The following is a 21573-nucleotide window of genomic DNA, read 5'->3' on the forward strand; positions in this document are numbered from 1 at the left end:
TACAACAGTAATCATCCTCATAAATCACTAAATGGACTAAGTCCGTGGTTGTATATGAAGAAATTTATGATTACTTAAAGAGCATTTTTATATTTATTCACTGTTTGAAAAACGGTAAGGCTTCAAATCAGTTTCACACTAATAAATCACATTTTTTATATTGTTTTTGCCTTTTGAATTAAAAAATTCATTTGTTTTTTTTGTTTTTTGTTTAACATTCTTTAACAAATAGCTTTTTTTTCATAGTATTGTGGACTATCAAACTAAACACACACCTATGAACAAAAAATTACTCACTTTTTTTGTGCTGTGTACGCTGTTATTTAGTGTATCGTATGCACAGGAATCAACCAAAAGAATTACTGGAAAGGTAACGTCGCAGGAAGATGGACGACCTTTAGCCGGTGTTACCATCCTAGTAAAAAATACGCAAAATGGATTTCAAACAAATTCAGACGGGAACTATTCCATCTCGATGCCATCCGGATCCTCTGTTTTAGTTTTTCGCTCCATCGGTTTTGCTGAACAAGAGGTCACGGTAGGATCACGTAGTGTCGTAAATGTCTCCTTAACGACTGACGCATCTGTCGTCTCTGAAGTCATCGTAACGGGCTACGGTCAGGAACTTAGAAAAGAAAGCTTGACGGGTGCCGTGGCTGTTTTGGGTGGCGCGGAGATCGAGGGGCTACCTACACAATCATTTGACCGGGCGATGCAAGGGCGTCTTGCGGGTGTTCAGGTTACATCAAGTGGTGGACAACCAGGAGGCGGGCTTAATGTCGCCATACGTGGTGCGGTATCTGTAAATGGGAATGCGCAACCACTTTACATCATAGATGGTATACAAATGAACGCAGGAGGTGTCTCCACCCAAACTACTCAAAATTTGTTCTCTTTTGTCAATCAAGAAGACATCGAGTCTATTCAAGTCTTAAAAGATGCCGCGACTGCATCCATTTATGGTGCTCAAGCTGCTAACGGCGTTGTTCTTGTGACGACCAAAAAAGGTCGCGCTGGAAGAACAGTGATTAAGTTGGACGCACAACAAGGGTGGCAGGAGAACCCCAACCCTTATGACTTAGCAACAGGTCCAGAGTATTACGAATTGTACAGACAGGCTTATTTCAATCAATATTTAGCAGTCACAGGTAACGGGCAAGCGGGGGTCACTGCTTGGAACACGAGATTGTGGGGAAGTAATCCCAGCAATTGGTTAGAACCTTCTCAAATACCCAGTGTCGATTGGTACGATGCCGTATTTAGACGTGGTAAGTTGGGTCAATACAACCTTAATGTATCAGGAGGTACCGACAAAACACGTTTTTATATAGGTGGCGGTTTGAACAAGACCGAAGGAACCGTAATTGGTTCGGAATTTAATCGGGGAAATGTTCGGGTCAATTTAGATCATCAAGCCTCTGAAAGATTTTCTATCGATACAAGAATAAATTTATTCAATGCTGTGTCTTCAGGACCTTCAACTGGAAATGGTTTTTTTACTAACACTCCTTTTACTGGAGCGTTACTACTTCCTACCATCAATCCGATATACAACGCGGATGGTACCTGGAATAATAACCTTATCAATGGATATGGCTACAACATTGTTCAGGTTTTGAATGAAGAAGAGCGTGAAACCAACACCTACGGGACACTTTCTTCTTTGGCATTAACGTACAAAATATTACCTGGCCTTAGTATCCGCGGTTTCGGTGGTTTTGATTTTTCTGACGCCAGAAATTACAATTACCGACCAGGCAACATACCTGCGTATGCTGGTACTGCCGGAACCGGTGCCGATAACTTTGTTCGAACAGTAAACTTCAACACCTCGCTCACGGCTAACTATAGTACAACAATTGCACAAGACCACTCAATTTCGGGATTTGCGGGTGTCGAGTATAGAGATTACTCGCAAAGGCAAGTGGGCGCAGCGGCGCAGACATTTCCAAATCCATTACTTCGCCTGATTAGCCAAGCAGCTACCAATACTGGTTACACCTCCACCTTTACGGGGTACAAGATGGCTAGTTTTATTGCTAGTGGCTCATACGATTATCAAGGTAAATACTTGTTTTCAGGTAACTTACGTTACGATGGTTCATCCCGCTTTGGGACAGACAATAAGTTTGGATTGTTTTACGGATTATCAGGAGCTTGGCGTATATCGCAAGAAGAATTTTTCAATGTCTCGGCCATCAACGAACTAAAGCTACGTGCAAGTTATGGAGTGACAGGAGATCAGGGAGCTATCGGTAATTTTTCTTCTTTAACATTATTTAATTCCCCTGGTGCTGGAGCTGCATATAATGGGCAGTCGACACTGAGACCCGCACAGATGGGGGTGCCCAATCTTACTTGGGAAGAGCTTTCTTCTGTCAATTTAGGATTGGATTTTGGTTTGTTTAATAACCGACTTTTCGGATCTGTTGATATCTACCGAAATCACCGCAATAACATGTTACTTGCACAAGAACTCCCTACTGATGCGGGTTATAGTTCAATCACTGTTAATGCCGGTAGAGCTCGATTAGAAGGTATTGATTTAGAGTTGGGTGGTATACCTGTGAATACAGGCGGATTTAAATGGACCTCTTCTTTCAATATTGGATTTATTGACAATGAATTACTGGCATTAAATGAACAAGCAGGCATAGAGCCTTACTTTGGTACGCCAAATATTAACACCGGTCGATACACTGTCGGTCAACGCCTAAACCAGGTGTTCACAATACCTTGGGCAGGTGTTAATCCCTCAGATGGGCGAGCCATGTACTACGATCAACAAGGCAATATAACGTATAACCCAGTCGGCGTGGATGACCGACGTCCTTACGGATCCTATGATCCTAATTTCTTTGGAGGCTGGAATAATACATTAAGCTACAAAGGAATTTCTTTAGACTTTTTGTTTCAATATCAATATGGGAATCTTGCATGGACAGATACCAATTATCCTTTAGAACTGTCTGGAGCTTATGGTTATAACTCTTTAGCCAATCAACTGTATGAATCTTGGAGCCAACCTGGAGACATTGTTGGAATTCCAAGACCTTTCTATAATGGAGCTGAACCTGGGAGTGTGCCAATTACCACCTTTTCTTCTAGATGGTTACAAGACGCATCTTATATTCGTCTGAAGCAATTAACGCTTAGTTATAATTTGCCAAAGTCCATACTTGGTAAGATTCAGGATGTTAGGGTTTTTGCACAAGGAATGAACTTATGGACCATTACACGTTTTACGGGGGAAGATCCAGAAAACACAGCAATCAGCGCGACCAATCAGAGCCAAATGAACGTGTATCCACATCCGGTCACAGTTACATTCGGCGCAGCAATCACTTTTTAATTAGAAGATTCATATGAAAAAGAAAATATTAGTATACACAACGGCTTGTATAGGCTTACTATTCTCTTCTTGCGAGAGCTGGATCGAGATCGAGCCACAAAATCAATTATCTAAAAGCGCAGTTTTTACAGATATCAGCGCCGCTCGCGCAGTACTCAATTCTGCTTATAACCGCTTTTTGCTTGCAGGCGATGGTCAGTTATATGGGCGAGATTTAAAACTTATGGGTGATGCCCTAGCCGATAATATAGTAACAGATGCCGATTTAGCGGGGCAACGTTATAACTCGGTTAACCGAAATGACAATTCGGCACATTACAACATTTGGACGGTTAGTTATTCTGTTATTAACGATGTAAACGAAGTATTGGCAAATACGCCTGCCATGTCTGTTACTGCCAGTGAGGAAGGAACGAAAAATAGCATTCTTGCACAGGCATATACAATACGCGCCCTTTCTTACTTCAATTTGGCTAGAGTATATGGGTACGAGCCAAACAAAATTCCAACCACTGGATCTGGATCTGGCTTTGACCGTGCCGCTGTTATCAGATTGACTCCCACCGGAAGTCTGGAAGATGCGAGATCGATTAATCGGTCTTCCATTCTAGAAACATATCAACAAATAGAAAGCGATCTGGACGACGCAATTTCGCTGTTTCAAAATGCTACCAATCCTACCAATTCAGTACGTTATTTTACTCTAGGTACAGCTTACGCACTCAAAGGAACACTGTACCTGTACTGGGAAAGATATGAAGATGCAATTGCAAACTTTGATTTGGCATTTGCCAACAGTTCAGCAGAGTTAACCTCTGATATTGCAACTGCCTTTAGATCTGCGACTCATCCAGAAGCATTTACGCAGCTCTGGATTGATTTTGCGACCCAGTCGCTTGGATCCAATAATTCACTCTATTCTTACACGCATGCTCCTTTATGGAATGGGATATCGACATTTGGGGGACAGACGGTCAGTCCTGAATTATATGCCTCATTCGACGATCCTAATGATGATCGTCTAGATCTCATATATATTGACAGCAGATATCCGCAGTATCGTTGGTCGGATAAGTATAACGGATCTAATGGTTTATATTCAGACAACCTTATCATCGTTCGATATGCAGACGTATTGTTGATGAAAGCAGAAGCATTGGCGGCAACTGGACGGTATGGCGAGGCAGCTTCTGAGATTGTTCGTTTGCGCACAGCCCGAAATGCTTCGACTACGAGTGTACCTACTGATGCATCTATTGTTGATTATATCAAAGTTGAACGTAATAGGGAGCTTCATTTCGAAGGCGTCAGATATTTTGATCTCAAGCGTTGGGGTAATGGTGTTAGCAAATCTGCGTCAGTTATTGGGGGGATAGGCTTCCTATCTCATGATAATCACAGATTACTTGCACCACTTCCAGTTGCTCAGGTTCTTTTCAATCCAGATCTTCCACAAAACCCAGGGTATTAATTTTTACATTATTCTAGATACATATGAAAAAGATAAGTTTATATATATTCAGTTTTCTTCTCCTTACTATTAGCATGGTAGGATGTCAGGAAGAAAGAGAAATCATCTATACAGGACCTTCTGTAGTGGAATTTAAGAACCATATATTAGGAAGAAATGCAGCGTACCGACCTGCGGGTGTTTTTGCTAACGCAACTGGAACACCTATGACGTTAGTAAGTCGCCATGTATCCGTAAACAATCGGGGTCGTGATTCTATCTTAGTGCAACTGGTCGGCCCACAATCGTCTTCGGATATGGTGATCAATTTCGGCGTAGGTACAATGGATGTGCCGCCAGCTCAACAAAATACGTTGGTTCCGGCAGTCGAGGGTACACATTTCAATTTTGTAAATCCGGGTAAGACTGTTACGATACCTGCTAATTCCTCTTCTGGATGGATATTAATTGATCCAATACCCGGCAGTACTACTGCAGGCAATCAGTACTATCTGGCATTGGATCTTTTGGGCAACGATCAGGTTTCTCCGAGCCAAAATTACAGTCGATTCACTACTTATTATCGTAATTGATTGTACATAGAATATTTAAGCTGATAACGAGCCGCTATTTCAGCGGCTCGTTGTTTTTTAGCAAATTATCACTGTGACGGCGATATCAGTGCATGGAGTGATTTTGCTAATGAAAGAGCTTTTGGTGGTTTCTGAAATCGAAATATTATGGTTGTTTTTCTAGCAGGCCCCAGGGAGCATTAAAAAAAATCTACACGATTACAATGATTTGATTGTTTATATGAACATTCCTAAATAAAGAACTGCGGCTTCATAGCCGCATATTTGTAAGTGAGAAGTTTTGACCAATAGCCTTTTGGCTTTTTCAGAAAGAACAGCAATGCGAATGTACTTTTCATAATACTTCTATTTTAAAGGTGAATAAAAATAGAATTACAAGACATTTCAATCAAGATGTTCCCTGGTGCAACCTGTCCGTTTACAGGTTTTTGCAGCTATTCTAGTGCGTCACACTTTCTACTTCGCTGACGCACCAGATAACGCACCATTTTGATGCGAAATAATGCGTAATTCATGGCTTTGGTACCAATGAAAAATCCTGCAAATGAAACATTTGCAGGATTTTAGAGTATTTCGATGTAATTATCTGCGGAGCGTTCCGGATTGGCTCACCCGCTTGAAATCCCGCACACTGCCCTGAGCCTTCAAGAATCGAACCCGCCCAGCGCATCTGTTCGAACCGGCACAACGCAAAAAATCCCTCATCTTTCGATGAAGGATTTTTGTGCGGAGAGTGAGGGATTCGAACCCCCGGACCTGTGACAGTCAACAGTTTTCAAGACTGCCGCATTCGACCACTCTGCCAACTCTCCGCTGCAAAGGTAGAAAAATTGAATACAGCTCCAAAACATATTTTTTACATCGTTGAAAATGAATAAAATGTATTTTTTATGATCCTTTTTTAGCTTATCTGAGACCTTAATTCGATAGCTTCTAAGAAGATTACCTGGTGAAAACGGATCTTGATATGCAGCTATATCGAGTTGTGCAGGCGTTTAAAAAGCTGTAGTTTTGCAGTCGTATGGCAGCACCTCGAAGAAGTAGAAAACAAGTTGTAATCTCCACCAAAAAAGAACGACTGCCGTATCTTCTCTGGAGTATTCTAATCCCGCTGATTTTGATTTTACTCATCGGTGTGTGGCATTACCGGGCAGGAATTATCTATTATACAAAAGCGATTTTCTCAAAGACGGAGTCTGATCGGATGAGTAATAAGAAGTACGATGCTCGAAATATCTTCCTCATGTCACAGCATAAAGACTATACTTTTGGAATTGACATTAGTCACTACCAAGGTCATATTATGTGGGATAGTATACGCACCATCAATGATAAATTTCCCCTGGACTTCGTTTTCATTCGAGCAACAATGGGGGAGAAGGATAAAGATCGGGATTTTAAAACGAACTGGCTAGGTGCGATCGAGCAATCGAAAATTAAAGGCGCATACCATTACTACCGGCCAAACGAGAATTCATTGAAGCAAGCTAGGAACTTCATCCGGCAGGTGAAGCTACAACCAGGTGACCTGCCTCCAGTTTTAGATATTGAAGAATTACCACGGAATCAATCGATGTCAGATTTACAAAAAGGCTTGAAGCGATGGTTGACCGAAGTAGAACAGCATTATAAAGTCAAACCTATTTTGTATTCTGGCGACAGCTATTATACCGATTTTTTGGAGCGGGAATTTTCAGACTATGTGCTTTGGATCGCTAACTATAATTTTTGGATCGAATCTCCCAAAGAACACTGGGACTTTTGGCAGTTCTCAGAGCGGGGGAGTGTCAATGGTATTGCTACTCCGGTTGATCTTAATATGTACAAAGGTAGTATTGAGGAGCTTGAACAGCTTTGTCTGCCGTTCTGATTTTTTTGTTAATTTTGACGTAAATCGCAGATCATGTCACGGGAAAAAAGGCTTATTTTACTATCTCTATTCACTGGTGTCGGATTGATGCTGGTAAAATTTATGGCCTATTTCATCACGGAATCCAATGCCATTTTTTCGGATGCAGCAGAGAGTATTGTTAATGTAGTCGCCTCTTCTTTTGCATTTTATAGTATCTATTTATCTGCTCAGCCAAAAGATGAAAATCACCCCTATGGCCATGGAAAGGTAGAGTTTTTCTCCATTTTCGTGGAAGGTGGGTTGATCTTTATCGCCGGCTCGATTATCCTTATCAAGGCTTTTTATGCCTTAATTGCGCCAGCGCCAATCACCAACATCATGGAGGGACTTTGGCTCATACTTTCAACAGCTGTTGTAAATTTTGGTGTAGGCGAATATCTGAAAAGGAGAGGAGCTGCTTTGCGTTCGATGACGATCGAAGCTGATGGCAAACATTTGCAAATTGATGCGATTAGCTCTATCGGACTGATTGCAGGTCTTTATCTCATGAAGATGACGCAAATGGCGTGGATAGATACCGCGCTTTCTGCCGGACTAGGAAGTTATATCTTGTGGAGTGGCTACAAAATGTTGCGAAAATCCATCAGTGGATTGATGGATGAATCTGATGTTACCGTAATGCAGGAAGTAGTCGACGTGCTGGGCAAAACCCGTAAGGAAGATTGGATCGATGTGCACAACATGCGGATTCAGCGCTATGGACGTGAATTGCATGTGGATTGTCACCTGACGATTCCTAAATACTATACGCTCACAAAAGTGCACGATGTGATTTCTGATTTTGAGGATAACCTTAACAAAGGTTTGGATATGCCTACCGAACTTTTCGTACATGCTGATCCTTGTATGCCGGAATGTTGCCACTATTGTAACGTGAAAGATTGTCCCATTCGTTCCGAAGCATATAGCAAGCACATAGATTGGACTTCGGTGAATTTGCCGAAAAATATGAAACACTTTAGAGAGTCATAGATACTCGTTTTTACCGAAAAATTTTCCTATTTTTGTATCCTCGTAATTATTGCGAATCTTACTATTTGGGGTCGACCGGAATTGACAGGATAGCGATGGTTATGTAAGCATGCAGTGCATTGTTAGTCTAGCACTATAATCTGAACTTTCAACTTTACAACTGGCGAAGAAAACTACGCCTTAGCTGCTTAAGTTAGACTTAACATAGCTATTTGTCTCGTTAGACTCCGTTCTACCGTCTAACATCAGAGGCATCGAACTGTAGAACTGGTTCATGTGATGTTGCTAAGCATGAATAAGACTCAGCAAATAAGGAATAAGGTATAGGTAAGCGACTCACCTTTCGGATTCCCGACAATTAAAGAGAAGCTAAGCATGTAGAAAGCGTAGATCATACTATGTTTGGACGAGGGTTCGAATCCCTCCGGCTCCACAAAAACACTTGTAAATCAATAAATTACAAGTTTTACACCCAAAATTACACCCAGTAATTTTGGGTGTTTTGTTTTAGTCCACGCTGATTTTTTAATCAAATACTTAGTAGCTGCTTGACTTATAATTTGATTCTTCTTCCTAAATTGAGTTGAAAAGAGTTTATTTGAAACTCTATTGTACATATTTTTATGTAAAAAAATTAGAAGGCTGTTTAGCTACGGCATCAAAGTGATTAAACGTAAAGCAAGCACTATCGTCAATACTCAAGGAATATTTTCTATGGAGAACTTGTTTAATTTCTCCAGCGTATACCTACAGCCTCTTATAAATCTGAAATATGCTAATCGTTATGTGGCAATAATACTGAGTAAAGTTAAATCCTACATTTTTTCAGTCAGAAATGAGAAAAAATCTCATTTCTGACTAAACGACAATATTTTTGTATATTTGAGAATATTTCTCACAAAATCAAAGAATATGTTACTCGAATTCTCAGTAAGCAACTTTTTATCATTTAGACACAAGGCAACGCTCAGTATGTTGGCGACATCTATAAAAGAGCATGTTGAAACCAATATATTTTCCACGGAACGTTATGATTTGCTGAAAGGCGCTGTTATTTACGGTGCGAATGCCAGTGGAAAAAGTAATTTAATTAAAGCTATGTCAACAATGAGAAGACTAGTTTTACAATCTTTCGAACAGTCTTCAGCAGATGATTTAGATATTACACCTTTTTTACTTAGCACAGAGACAGAAGATGAACCTTCTTCGTTCGAAGCTATCTTTTTAATTGATGGTATTCGATATAGATATGGGTTTGAAGTAGATAATATAAGCGTTCGAGCAGAATGGTTATTTGAAGCTATAAAGTCAGCAGAGAAGCCTCTTTTTATCCGGGAAGATGATGGCATCGAAGTCATGAAGGGATTTTCTGAAGGTAAAAATTTGGAGGAACGAACTAGAACAAATGCTTTGTTTCTTGCTGTTGCTGATCAATTTAACGGTAAGATCTCACAAAAGATTATGAAATGGTTCAGTAATTTTATTAGTATTTCCGGTCTAAGCCATGAAGGATACAAAGGTGTCACATTTGGGATGTTAGAGAACAAGCAAACTAATCAGACCTTACTAAATTTTTATAAAAAACTTGATCTTGGTTTTGAGGATATTAATATCGCAAAAAAACCGTTTGACCCTAAAGAACTGCCTAGTGACATGCCGGAAGGTTTGATAAAGCATCTAATTACTGATCTTGAAGGTGCTTATAAAATTGATATAAGGACAATTCACAAAAAGTATGATAGTAATGATGAGCTGATTGGGAACGTGGAATTTGACATGCGTAGCCAGGAATCTTCCGGTACCAATAAGCTGTTCAATATTTCCGGGCCGATTTTCGATGTATTAAATGACGGAGGGTTATTGGTTGTAGATGAGTTAGATGCTAGCTTACACCCTTTATTGACTTTAGCTGTAACTAAACTGTTTAATTCCAGCGAATTCAATCGAAATAATGCCCAACTTATTTTTGCTACGCACGATACTAATCTTTTATATTACGGAAATTACCGAAGAGATCAGATTTATTTTGTGGAGAAAGATGAATATGGTGCGTCAGATATTTATTCTTTAGTAGAATATAAAGAGGATGGTAAAACGATCCGCAAAGACCGTTCATTTGAAAAAGATTATATAGAGGGTCGTTATGGTGCGATCCCGTTTATTGGTAACCTGTCTAATATCGCAACAGAATGGCAAGAAAGATAAAGATTCCAAATGAACGGTTAAAACGATTTGCACGAGAAGAACAAAAACGTAAAAAAGATATTCGTAATAAGCGGAAATATTATCTGATTGTTTGTGAAGGGGAAGCAACCGAACCTAATTATTTTGAAGGTCTTAAGGAAGATTTACCGAAAGGGGTATTAACTGCTTATCAAATAGATATTGCGGGTACTGGAAGAAATACACAATCCTTGGTAGATGAAGCTTTACGATTACAGACCGTATATGAGAAAAACACTACACGTAAGATTGATAGACTTTGGGTGGTTTTTGACAGAGATAGTTTTTCCGCTAAGGATTTTAACGGAGCTATTCAGCGGTGCCATAATTCGGATGTGGGTTGTGCTTGGAGCAATGAAGCGTTCGAATTATGGTACTTACTACATTTTCAATATTATGAAAACGCTATGTCTCGTCGGCGATATAAAGAGATGATCGAAAATTATCTTAAACCTATACTGGGCAGTGAATTCAGATACGAGAAAAATAGTAAACAGATGTATGCATTGCTAAAGGAGTACGGCAGTTTGGATAATGCTATACGGAATGCTAAACGTTTGGCAGAAAGATTTGAAGGCAGGCAGGATTATGCAAACCATAATCCTTGTACAATGGTATGGGTATTGGTGGAGGAATTAGTAAGGTTAAAACAGTAGCGTGATGAGATTTTTGGATTGGTTATTTGAATCAAAAAATAAAAAAGAAGTACGAAAACGCATATTCATATCATTTGCTACTGAAGATAAAGTGTATAGAGATTACTTGGTGGAGCAAGCAAGAAATAATCGTTCTCCATTTGATTTCATAGATATGTCAATAAGAGCTCCTAACAAACAACATGAATAGAAGCAAAAATGTAGAGTGAAAATGAAAAGATGCCATAGTGTAATTGTATTACTAAGTACAAACACCTACCACAGTAGCGGAACACGTTTCGAAATTTAATGTGCGATAGAAGAGAAAATCTCATTAATAGGAATGCATATAAGGAAAAATAACAGAGGAGTAATACCTTCAGAATTAAAGGGAAGAAGAACTGTATCGTGGAGTTGAAATAATATTTAATCATTTATAAAAAGAATTTAAAATGCCTTTATATAATAGCACTTATTTAAAACAAGTATCTCGAACAAAAACACTAAATGAAAGCACGAGGATGTTTTCTGAGAAAAACAAAACTCATACATTCTTTGATATATTTCTATCTCATAGTTTTCTAGATAAAGAAGATGTTGAAGGTTTGTACATTGAACTTACCCGAATGGGATTTTCGGTTTATGTGGATTGGATTATTGATCCAAATTTAGACAGAAGTAATGTGACAAAAGCCACGGCAACTTTAATAAGAGAAAAAATGAAATCATCCAAAACTCTCCTTTTGGCTATATCTAACAATGCTTCAGTCTCTAAATGGATGCCTTGGGAATTGGGTTATATGGATGGATTTACCAGCAAATGTGCAATTGTACCGGTTTCAGCCACGTCAAGTACGGAATACTCTTACAAAGGATTTGAATACTTATCATTATATCCATTCATTAAAAAGATTAAAGATTCCAATGATATTGACAAATTATGGGTTATTGATGATTCTCAAAAATATGTGGTTTTAGAATCATGGTTAAAAGGCACCAAACCCTATCAAAGAGATGTAAATATTAGCAATTTATGAGAAAAGCATTAATTGTAGGAATAAACGACTACCCTACAAGTCCCTTAGCCGCATGCATCCCTGATGCCAATAGAATAAATAATATTCTATCCAAAAACTATGATGAATCACCCAACTTCTTTTGCAAAAAGGTCATTTCATCTGATGTAACCATTACAAGAAATGTATTAAAAGATGCTATAATAGATTTATTTAGTACTGATAGTGATGTTGCTCTTTTTTATTTTTCTGGGCACGGTTGTGAAGCAGATGATAAGGTAAAATCATCACTTGTCACACAAGATGCTAATGGAAGTGAGATGGGAGTCGAACTAGAATTTTTGATGGAAAAAGCCAATAATTCTAAAGCAAAGCAAGTCGTGATTATTCTTGATTGCTGTTTTAGTGGTGCAGCAGGAAATTTATCCTTTTTACAAAACCTTACTGTATTAAGAGAAGGAGTTTCAATTCTTACCTCCAGTCACGAATCCCAGGTTTCTTTTGAAAGCCCAACAGGTGGGATTTTTACAGATATTGTCGTGGAGGCCTTAGAAGGAGGGGCATCAGATACCATCGGGTTAATAACAGTTGCAGGCATTTATGAATTTGCAGATAAATTATTAGGTCCTTGGGATCAACGGCCTATTTTTAAAGCCAATATTTCTAGTATGATTCCTTTGAGAAAAAGTAAACCCAGAATAGCACATGAAACGTTAAGAAAGTTGCCTATGCTATTTTCAACTCCTGATTTTATTTTTCCTTTAGATCCTACTTTCGAACCCGATGCTGAACCAAGAGGGCATTCTAACGAAGCCACATTTGATGAACTTCAAAGACTGAACAGAAATTCTTTATTGGAGCCTAATGGTGAAGACCACATGTATTTTGCTGCTATAAATTCAAAGAGTTGCTCATTAACTCCATTGGGTAAATACTATTGGAAACTCGCTAAAGAAGGAAAGCTATGAAAATTGGAATTACCGGACATCAGGAATTCGAAGCAGATTTAACAGACTGGATTGAAAATGAAATAACAAAAGAAATTACAATGATGAGACAAATACGATCAGCATACACTTGTCTTGCTATAGGGGCAGACCAGCTCTTTGCCAAAGTTATGATTTCATTAAATATACAGTTAACTGCAATAATACCATGTTCCAGATATGAAGATACATTTGATACAAACAACAGAGAGCGATATTTAGAATTGTTGTCCCTATGTAAACAAATTAAAAAACTGAACTACTCTGAACCTAGTGAAAAGGCATTTTTAGAAGCCGGACATGTAATTGCGGAAGAATCCGATGTGCTGTTTGCTATCTGGGATGGGAAACCCGCAAAGGGGCTGGGTGGTACAGCTGATATAGTTGAGTATGCGCTTAATTTAAAAAAAATGGTAATACATTTAAATACAATTTCAAAAGAAAAACTTAAATACAATGGCTAATAAAAGAATCTTTGTCTCTTTCGCTATGGAAGATTTAACTCAAAAATTGTTATTCTGTGGCCAAGCTAAAAATGCAAACGTCCCTTATGAATTTGTGGATATGTCAGTTAAGCAACCATGGGATAGCACATGGAAAGCAAACTGTCGAACAAGAATAAAAGGTTGTGATGGCGTTATAGTTTTGGTTTCTCCTAATTTAAAAAATGCTTCTGGTGCTCTTTGGGAGGTTAAATGTGCCATAGAAGAACGCAAAAGAATTATGGGTATTTATATATCAGGAGGAAATGTATGGAGCAAGCCTTCTGAAATGCTTTATGTTGACTGTAAAACTTGGACTTGGGACAATGTTAAGAATTTCATACACTCTTTATAAATATGATTCAGGTATTTATCTCTCACCCAACTCCTTTCAATAATAACCAAGATTCCTTTCTAAAACTCTTAAAGAAAGAGCTCGAGGAACGGGGGCTAAACCCAGTAAATTTAGGCAAAAACAATTGGAGCTTTAAAAGTCCTATGCAACCAATAAAGGAATTGATGATACACTCAAAAGCGGTTGTTGTTGTCGGTTTAGAAAGGTTTCACGATTATATAGGTTATGCAAAACAACACAGTAAGTATGAGGTTGAGTATGTCCACAAATTCCGATCATCATCTTGGATTCAAATAGAGGCGGGAATGGCGTATATGGTGGGAATACCCATATTAATACTTAAAGAGAAAAATATCGAAAAAGAAGGCATACTTGATCCGAATGTTAGTGAATTTTATGTCTTTGAATTTGACATTGAAGAACAATTAACTGAATTATCAGAAGAATTAAAAGCAATAATTGACAATTGGAGCCAGCACATTTCTACGATTTAAACCAGTTTATAGAATAATTTATTGGTCTTTTTATGCCAAACAATTTAGTAGCATATTCACGAGCGGGTGATGTATTTCATTACAGATGGGCAGCCAGACGTTGCTTAAGATTAATATACCCTAACTCATGCACAACAGAAATATATATTGAAGGGTCGTCCGAAATAGAAAAAGCCGGAGAATATGTCATAGACGTTTCGGAATACAGTGCTGAAGATACGGGAAAGAAAAAAGTAGACTATTATCAGTTAAAGCACACAACGGTCCAAGTAAATGAGCCATTTACAATAAGCGACTTAAAAGACACTTTTATCGGCTTTGCTGCAAGATATGTACAGCATAAGAACGAGGATAAAGCAGATGTTTCCGACATTTCCTTTACCATAATTACAAACAGAAAATTTGCGGATTCATTCAAGGCAAATTTAGCAGCCATTACAAAGAAGGAAAAGGTCGATTCTCTTTTCAAGAGAACAATCGAGAGCTACACCAATCTCGCTGAAGATGACCTGGTGTCCTTCTGCTGTAAACTATATTTAGAAGATGGCGAAGGCAATTACAACATTCAAAAAGATGAATTAAGAATAGAATTAGCTCAATTAATTGCAGGTTCCGTTGAAAATGCACAAATTGAAAATCTTGTTGCTTTAGTACAAGAGAAGGTACTGCCCGATACGAATGGTAGTATTAATCGGGAAGATGTTTTAAAGCGTTTTGGTATAACCTCTGAAAAAGAACTATATCCTGCTCCGGCTAAGTGGGATGAGATTACTAACATAATCGAACGCAGGCAACATGCAATTCTCCAGAACAGCATTGCGGGTTCATCCTATCCCGTAATTGTACATGCAGCGGGGGGCGTAGGAAAATCCGTTTTCTGTCGACAGTTAATCCATTCTTTACCCGAAGGATCTCTAGGCCTTGCATATGATTGTTTTGGTGCAGGAAGCTACAGAAATCGAAGTGAATCCAGGCATAAACATAGGGACGCTTTAGTACAAATTGTAAATGAACTTGCTTCCAAAGGGTTGTGTGATCCGTTGATCGTACAGAATACAACTCTGGATGAGGACATCATGCGAAAATTCCTTCAACGAATTGAAGCCTCTGTGCAGTCCCTAAAAAAAGTAACTGATGTAGCTCAGCTATTTATTTTAATTGATGCTGCCGACAATGCGGAGATGGCTGCCATAGAATACACACAATCCTGTTTTGCTCATGAGCTGATTCGTGAGAATATGCCGGATGGATGTAAATTGATACTGTTATGCAGAACGGAACGGATCCATTTATTGCAACCGCAAAGCTTTATTACCCAATTAGAGCTAGAACCATTTTCAGAGGAGGAAACTTTGGCAAACTTAAAAAAATGGTTTCCTGAAGCAAATGAAAAAGATGGAGCTGAATTTCACCGTTTAACGTCGGGTAATCCACGGGTCCAGGCAAATGCTTTGGATGTAAAATGTGACTCAATCCATAAATTGTTAGCCTCATTAGGACCATCAGTGACCTCTGTCGAAAAGCAAATAGAGTTTCAGTTAAATTCAGCGATATCTAAAATAAAAGACCTGATTCCTCAGGAGCATCATCATCAAATTAATTCGATATCCCTAGGTCTAGCCAGCTTACCCCCTCATATTCCCATTGATGTTTTGTCAAAAGTGGCAAATGTCAGTATAGATCATGTGAAAAGTTTTGTTTCTGACATTGGTCGTTCCCTATGGATGTATGATACTTCTATACAGTTCAGAGACGAGCCAACAGAAACTTGGTTTAGAAACACTTTCCTCGCTACTAAGAAAAACTACGAAGAATATATAACAACTTTAGAGCCGCTCGCTCATCAGTTACCATATGTGGCAGAAGTCTTGCCGCAGCTATACCTGCAAGCCGGGCAATACGATAAATTAATCGCCATCGCACTTTCAGACGACTATTTGCCTGAAAACAACCCTATAGATGCCCGTAATATCCGGGTGTATCGTTTGCAATTTGCATTTAAAGCAGCGCTTAAACTCAAAAATTTTAAAGATGCCATTAAGCTGGCAATGAGAGCCGGCGAAGAAGTAGCAGGAAATCAGCGGCAAATAGCGCTTTTCGGGTCGAATATTGACCTAATTACTACTCTTCAAAGCAAAGAAAAAGTTCAGGAGATTGCTTTCAAAAGATTACTAAGCAACAGTTGGGACGGATCTGAGAATATTTATTCTGCTTCATTGCTGTCGGGAATATCAGATTATAGAGGAGAAGGAAGAGGTTATTTGCGCGCTGCTATGAATTGGCTTCATATTCAATTTGAGCAGCAGAGAAAAAATGATGACCGTTATAATCAAAACCGTGTTGATGATGATGATGTCCTGGAACTTGCCTATGCCCATTTAAACATTTATGGAGTAGACGATTGTACTAATTTCCTATATGGTTTAAAGCCAAAAGAAGCTTTATTCAGGACGGTACAGAATTTAGCAGAAAGACTTATTGATCTGGGGAGATTTGAGGAGATAAGTGATTTTACAGAGAGGTTTATTCGGGAACCCTATTATCTGGTTGGCATAGTTAGCAGGCTTGTAGAAATTGGAAAATTCCCTCAAGCAAGTGCAATAGAAACATGCTTGAATTTGTTCTGTTCCCGGAAAAGCAGAATTAAAAGATCGAAAGATTTTTTCAATGACAGGATAACGCCAGCTATTCTTTCTTTTCTCGAAGCATGCTTATATAATGGTTTATCTCCACAAAAGATATTACGAGCTTTAAATCATTATGTGCCGCTAAAGGCCAACCGAATGGTTTATAGCACTCATTCGTCAGGTGAAAGGACTATTTATCTTAAAGCGCTTGCTATACGTTCGGTGCTGTCAGGTAAATCAGAAGTAGATATAGAAGCTATCTCTCCAAGCGAATTTACCAGCAAGAAGAAAAGCCATGAATCAGATAATGACTTTAAAGAGTTTAAAGAAGTCATCTATGGCCTGTTTCCCTGGTATTTGTTCAGGGCTCAGATTTTATTTGACAAACAAATAAAACTTCTTGAAATTGTTGGTTCTGTCAATGAGACTTCAATAAAGGCTCGAACCAATAGACACAAGAGCCATGATATGCTTCCCTACGAGATTGCCCGTACCTGTGCTGATATACTAACATTCCATCAACAAGGAAGCAATGAAGATCTGGCTGAGTTTTACAAACGATTTCTACATAATAACAAAGCCTTCAGGTTACAGGATAAATCCCGCCTGCTCCGTTCAGCTTGTAGGGCTACTCATTTATTAGATATAAGACAGCCTCTAGAAAATGCTACTTATGAGTTAACGAAAACCAACCATGACGATGGACCTGATGAGATTGCTAATAGATACATTGCGCTCGCACGTGCAGTTTTGGTCATTTCACCTGATGATGCAAGCGTATATTTTGACAAGGCGATAGAAGTCGCTTCTAAATTTGGAGATGAACTTGTTTCACGATGGGAAGCAGTTGTTGCATTGGCTCAGAGAGCTTGTGCCAATTCAAAAGTTACTGATGAATTGGGGTATCGCTTCATCAGGTGTACCGAGTTAGTTGGAGAAAATGTTGCGAGGGAAAAGCATTGGAGCAGAAGCGAAGCAATGAGTGTTTGCGCTAAGATGTCGCCAGGCGCAGCTATATCAGCATTAAGCCGGTGGCGGGATAGAGATATAGGTCGCTTTGAATATCAACTTGAAGCAATGTTGATAGAATTAGTCAGTTCCAAAACAATCTCTGCCAGTACAGGCTGGGCATTAAACCGTTTTTTTTCTAACCATCAATTGAATGAGCTACTTGCAATCTGTTTGGAAAATGAGCCATCTCATAGTATCCGGCAGAACTTAGTTAATGATGCCATTTATTTACTCCAGATAGAAGGTAGCAATAATACGCATTGGGATAAGCTGAAAGAAATTGCAGGTAAGTATAACATCAGTAATGAAGCATTAAAGTCTATTATGGACTTCTACGCACAACAAAAGACAGATATTAAAAGCCCTGAAGATTTATCCGACAATAAGCAAAAGCAGGAATCTAAAAAAGATTGGGACGACATTTTTAAAGACCTAAACATTGCTACGCCGGAAGGTTTTGCCGCATTAATAGAGCGATTTAAATCAAAGCAGGGAAAAGATGATTTTAGATGGAGTTTGAGAGACTTATTAAAGGCGGCTATAATCAGGCTGGAAGAAAAATCACTTTGGCCCTTTATTGATATTGTCTTCCTTTCTGAAGATATTGACCATTATGATGTTCAAGATCTCCTTTCTTCCATGCATGAGACATGGAAAGGTAAGGTGAGTTATCAAGCGAAGTTGTCAGGTATCGTTTATAAGTTCGGAGAACGTTATGCGCACGAATTGACAAACGAATACTCTTTTAACTCTTTCAAAAAAGAACTAAATCTTGATGAAACATTAACCAAAAAATTGATTTCTGGAATCGTATCAGGCTTAGCGAATGGTAATGAGATCACCGATGCACGGCAGTTTTTTGGCTTTGTATTCGTAGCATCATCCTATATCAGCGAAAAAGAGGCATCTGAATTAACCGATTATTCATTGTCGCGTTTTGAATTGCACATCGGAGAAGATTTTGGCGATGGTGTATGGAGTGACAAATTGTATACTACAAATGATGTCAGCATAAACGTTGCAGGATTTATATGGTCAGCTTTAGGGTCACCAAGGTCATCGGTAAGATGGAATGCAGCACATTGTGTCAGAAAGCTAGCAGACTTTAATTGTATCGATATCATCGATGCTTTAGTCTTGTGGTTGAAACAAGACGTAGTAGGCGCATTCGGACACCATAAGTTTCCTTTTTATAACCTTCATGCCCGATTATATTTATTAATTGCTTTAGCAAGGGTTTCTCTTGACAAACCAGAATTGTTAGGCCAACATAAAGACATATTTGTTCAATATGCTTTTGGCGAGCCACACATTCTTATACAAAAATTTTCATCAGAGATAGCAGTTAATCTCTCCACTTCTTTAGAGGATATCTATGTTGAGGAAACACTAAATAAGCTAAAGGTTGTTGGCAAAAGTAATATGCCGATAATGGAAATGAACTACAATGATAAAGTAGACAGTTATTGGCATTTAAACGGAATAGTTAATACTGAATATGATTTTCATTTCGGATGGGATTTTGACAGATACTGGTTTGAACCATTGGGCGATGTATTTGGCATACCAGGGAAACAAGCAGAAGATATAGCGGCTAGTGTCATCATTGAAGAATGGGGTATAAAGGAGAAAAATGGCTATTACAATGATCCGAGAATATCGATATGGAATAGCCATTCTAATGAAAGAGAAACGTGGCATAGTCACGGAAGTTACCCAAGGACTGATAATCTTGATTTTTATTTATCTTACCATTCCCTGATGGCATCAGCAGCAAAGCTTATTGAGAACATGCCTGTGGTTTCAAAACGAGATTGGTATGATAATGAGTGGAACGAGTGGATTTCAGGTCATTTATTGACGTGTGCTGATGGAAAATGGTTAATAGATTATCGGGATCCTGTACCATTAAGAAGACCTGAATGGATTTCAGAAAACAAGCATGAAAACTGGAGAGCGGATATCTCAGAAAACATTTTTTTTGAAACATTATTAACGGCAGATAACAACGAAGAATTATGGCTTAACGTGCAAGGAGGATGGGAAGAAAAAGATAGCGAAAGAACCGAAAGTTTTTCAATAGCCTCTGCATTGGTTTCTAAAGACACTTCTAACGCGCTAATGAGGGCATTAGAAACTTGTAGTGACCCTCATGACTATAAACTTCCATATTATGAAGAGGGAAGCATGGAGATAGAATCAGGTTCTTTCGAACTTAAGGGGTGGATTAAGGATGAATCTGTTTCCAAAAGACTAGATGAATATGATCCCTATGCTGATAATGTAGACTATCCTCCTTATGTTATAGGAGATAGTATTGTTTACAGATTGAGTTTGTCTCTAGATGATAATGGGAAAATTTGGTGTTTACCCCAATCATCATATCCAGCCTTGAAATGCGAAATATGGAGTAGTCACCGATCCGACAGAGATGAAAATCCAAATCAGGCCGGAAAACGATTAAAAGCGTCATTACAATTTTTAAAATATATGTGTTCAACGCTTAATTGTGACCTGATATTGGAAGTCGGCATAAAAAGGGAAATTAATTATAAATACCGGAGCCGAGAAGACAAATACGACTATTCGAAACCTATACACAAACTATTTATACTATCATCAGATGGAGAACTTAGAACAACAGGAAAAAGTCAAAAACTTGGGTAGGCTCTTTGTGAAGGAGCTTAAATTAGAGCCAGGTGTGGATACCTTCTCACGCTGGATGGCTCATTATATAGCAGAAAAGATGACAGTTGCCGAACAAGCTCGGTCCGATGAGGATAAGAAAGTAGCAGAAAAAGAATGCTTTGATGTAATATTAAAATTATGGGAACATCGCCAATCTCTTCCGGACGGAAGAAGACCTTTCCAAAACTTCGAACCTATTCTGGATACACTATCCCAGCTAAATCCAGACACAGAAGAACCTTATTTTTATAACGCTTTGCACGATCAAGATATAGCTGAATTAGAAACAGATAATTTAGATAATAAGTCTGTAGAAGAATGGGTGAATATTGCTAACGACATTGACAAGACAGCCAGGATTTGGATAGAGTATGCATTGGAACAGACTATTAATGAAGCCAAAAATGAAAGGACAGAAGAGTGGATCAAAAACACAATCGATCTATCGGATAATGCTGATGTAGAGATTATCAGTGTTTTACTAAATCAGCATACTTCTTTTGATATAGATTCTGGTATGGATAACTTCTCAAATAGATATGATATTGAAAGGTTAAAAAAGAGAATTTCTCAACTTAAGAAATATACACAACTCAATGAAGCTTTATTAAAAGCTTATGAAGCAGATTTAGATTATCTATTAAATAAAAAGTAAGGGGGAAATAAGGCATTCGTCGTCCTCCTTCAGCAAGTATGTCGCCAATCCAAATAGACCCTATCCATAAGTGCACAATTCCAAAGGCATTGGGATAGCGTCTATTTGCCCTCCGGGTACTG

The 21573-nt window shown here is 38.6% G+C and carries 15 protein-coding genes, 1 tRNA gene and 1 other RNA gene; 16 read left to right on the plus strand and 1 reads right to left on the minus strand.

What is annotated here, in order from left to right; all coding sequences use genetic code 11:
* Positions 1 to 277 precede the first annotated feature (277 nt).
* The 3 genes from GKO22_RS16345 to GKO22_RS16355 are packed head-to-tail and all read left to right on the plus strand — an operon-like array spanning position 278 to position 5395.
* Complete coding sequence (locus GKO22_RS16345; protein ID WP_166336967.1) at positions 278 to 3352, plus strand: SusC/RagA family TonB-linked outer membrane protein; 3075 nt, start codon at positions 278 to 280, stop codon at positions 3350 to 3352.
* Positions 3353 to 3365: 13 nt separating this feature from the next.
* A complete protein-coding gene (locus tag GKO22_RS16350) occupies positions 3366 to 4823 on the plus strand; it encodes a RagB/SusD family nutrient uptake outer membrane protein (RefSeq protein WP_166336969.1) in 1458 nt (485 codons plus the stop codon).
* A 23-nt stretch (positions 4824 to 4846) separates the two neighbouring features.
* Positions 4847 to 5395 carry a hypothetical protein gene (locus GKO22_RS16355; protein WP_166336971.1) on the plus strand — a complete coding sequence of 183 codons (549 nt, stop codon included), beginning with the start codon at positions 4847 to 4849 and terminating at the stop codon, positions 5393 to 5395.
* A gap of 727 nt (positions 5396 to 6122) precedes the next feature.
* Here the strand turns inward: GKO22_RS16355 and GKO22_RS16360 are convergent.
* Positions 6123 to 6207: transfer RNA gene (locus GKO22_RS16360), tRNA-Ser, on the minus strand.
* 305 nt (positions 6208 to 6512) lie between these two features.
* Here GKO22_RS16360 and GKO22_RS16365 point away from each other — a divergent pair.
* The 13 genes from GKO22_RS16365 to GKO22_RS16425 all read left to right on the plus strand — a co-directional run bounded on the left by GKO22_RS16365 (position 6513) and on the right by GKO22_RS16425 (position 21451).
* Entirely contained in the window at positions 6513 to 7265 is a 753-nt protein-coding gene (locus tag GKO22_RS16365) for a glycoside hydrolase family 25 protein (protein ID WP_240920345.1), read from the plus strand.
* A gap of 33 nt (positions 7266 to 7298) precedes the next feature.
* Positions 7299 to 8279, plus strand: a complete 981-nt coding sequence (locus tag GKO22_RS16370) for a cation diffusion facilitator family transporter (protein WP_166336975.1) — start codon at positions 7299 to 7301, stop codon at positions 8277 to 8279.
* Between the two features lie 67 nt (positions 8280 to 8346).
* Positions 8347 to 8715, plus strand: a transfer-messenger RNA (tmRNA) gene (gene ssrA, locus GKO22_RS16375).
* A 476-nt stretch (positions 8716 to 9191) separates the two neighbouring features.
* Complete coding sequence (locus tag GKO22_RS16380) at positions 9192 to 10484, plus strand: AAA family ATPase (protein ID WP_166336977.1); 1293 nt, start codon at positions 9192 to 9194, stop codon at positions 10482 to 10484.
* Positions 10469 to 11158, plus strand: coding sequence for an RloB family protein (locus tag GKO22_RS16385; protein WP_166336979.1), 690 nt, complete (start codon positions 10469 to 10471; stop codon positions 11156 to 11158). Before GKO22_RS16380 ends, GKO22_RS16385 begins: the two co-directional genes overlap by 16 nt.
* 4 nt (positions 11159 to 11162) lie before the next feature.
* The gene (locus GKO22_RS16390; RefSeq protein WP_166336981.1) at positions 11163 to 11348 is read left to right on the plus strand and encodes a hypothetical protein; all 186 of its coding nucleotides are present in this window, start codon (positions 11163 to 11165) and stop codon (positions 11346 to 11348) included.
* A gap of 241 nt (positions 11349 to 11589) precedes the next feature.
* Positions 11590 to 12174, plus strand: a complete 585-nt coding sequence (locus GKO22_RS16395; RefSeq protein WP_206367942.1) for a TIR domain-containing protein — start codon at positions 11590 to 11592, stop codon at positions 12172 to 12174.
* A complete protein-coding gene (locus tag GKO22_RS16400; protein ID WP_166336983.1) occupies positions 12171 to 13121 on the plus strand; it encodes a caspase family protein in 951 nt (316 codons plus the stop codon). The genes GKO22_RS16395 and GKO22_RS16400 overlap by 4 nt, the downstream gene beginning before the upstream one ends.
* The gene (locus GKO22_RS16405) at positions 13118 to 13603 is read left to right on the plus strand and encodes a hypothetical protein (RefSeq protein ID WP_166336985.1); all 486 of its coding nucleotides are present in this window, start codon (positions 13118 to 13120) and stop codon (positions 13601 to 13603) included. The genes GKO22_RS16400 and GKO22_RS16405 overlap by 4 nt, the downstream gene beginning before the upstream one ends.
* On the plus strand, positions 13596 to 13976 hold the full coding sequence (locus GKO22_RS16410; RefSeq protein ID WP_166336987.1) for a TIR domain-containing protein: 381 nt from the start codon (positions 13596 to 13598) through the stop codon (positions 13974 to 13976). Before GKO22_RS16405 ends, GKO22_RS16410 begins: the two co-directional genes overlap by 8 nt.
* Positions 13977 to 13978: 2 nt before the next feature.
* On the plus strand, positions 13979 to 14470 hold the full coding sequence (locus GKO22_RS16415; protein ID WP_166336989.1) for a hypothetical protein: 492 nt from the start codon (positions 13979 to 13981) through the stop codon (positions 14468 to 14470).
* A 32-nt stretch (positions 14471 to 14502) separates the two neighbouring features.
* Entirely contained in the window at positions 14503 to 20775 is a 6273-nt protein-coding gene (locus GKO22_RS16420; protein WP_166336991.1) for a P-loop NTPase family protein, read from the plus strand.
* Positions 20732 to 21451, plus strand: coding sequence for a hypothetical protein (locus GKO22_RS16425; protein WP_166336993.1), 720 nt, complete (start codon positions 20732 to 20734; stop codon positions 21449 to 21451). The genes GKO22_RS16420 and GKO22_RS16425 overlap by 44 nt, the downstream gene beginning before the upstream one ends.
* The last annotated feature ends 122 nt before the right edge of the window (positions 21452 to 21573 follow it).

This window comes from Sphingobacterium chungjuense (assembly GCF_011316935.1).
GTDB classification, from domain to species: Bacteria; Bacteroidota; Bacteroidia; order Sphingobacteriales; family Sphingobacteriaceae; genus Sphingobacterium; species Sphingobacterium chungjuense.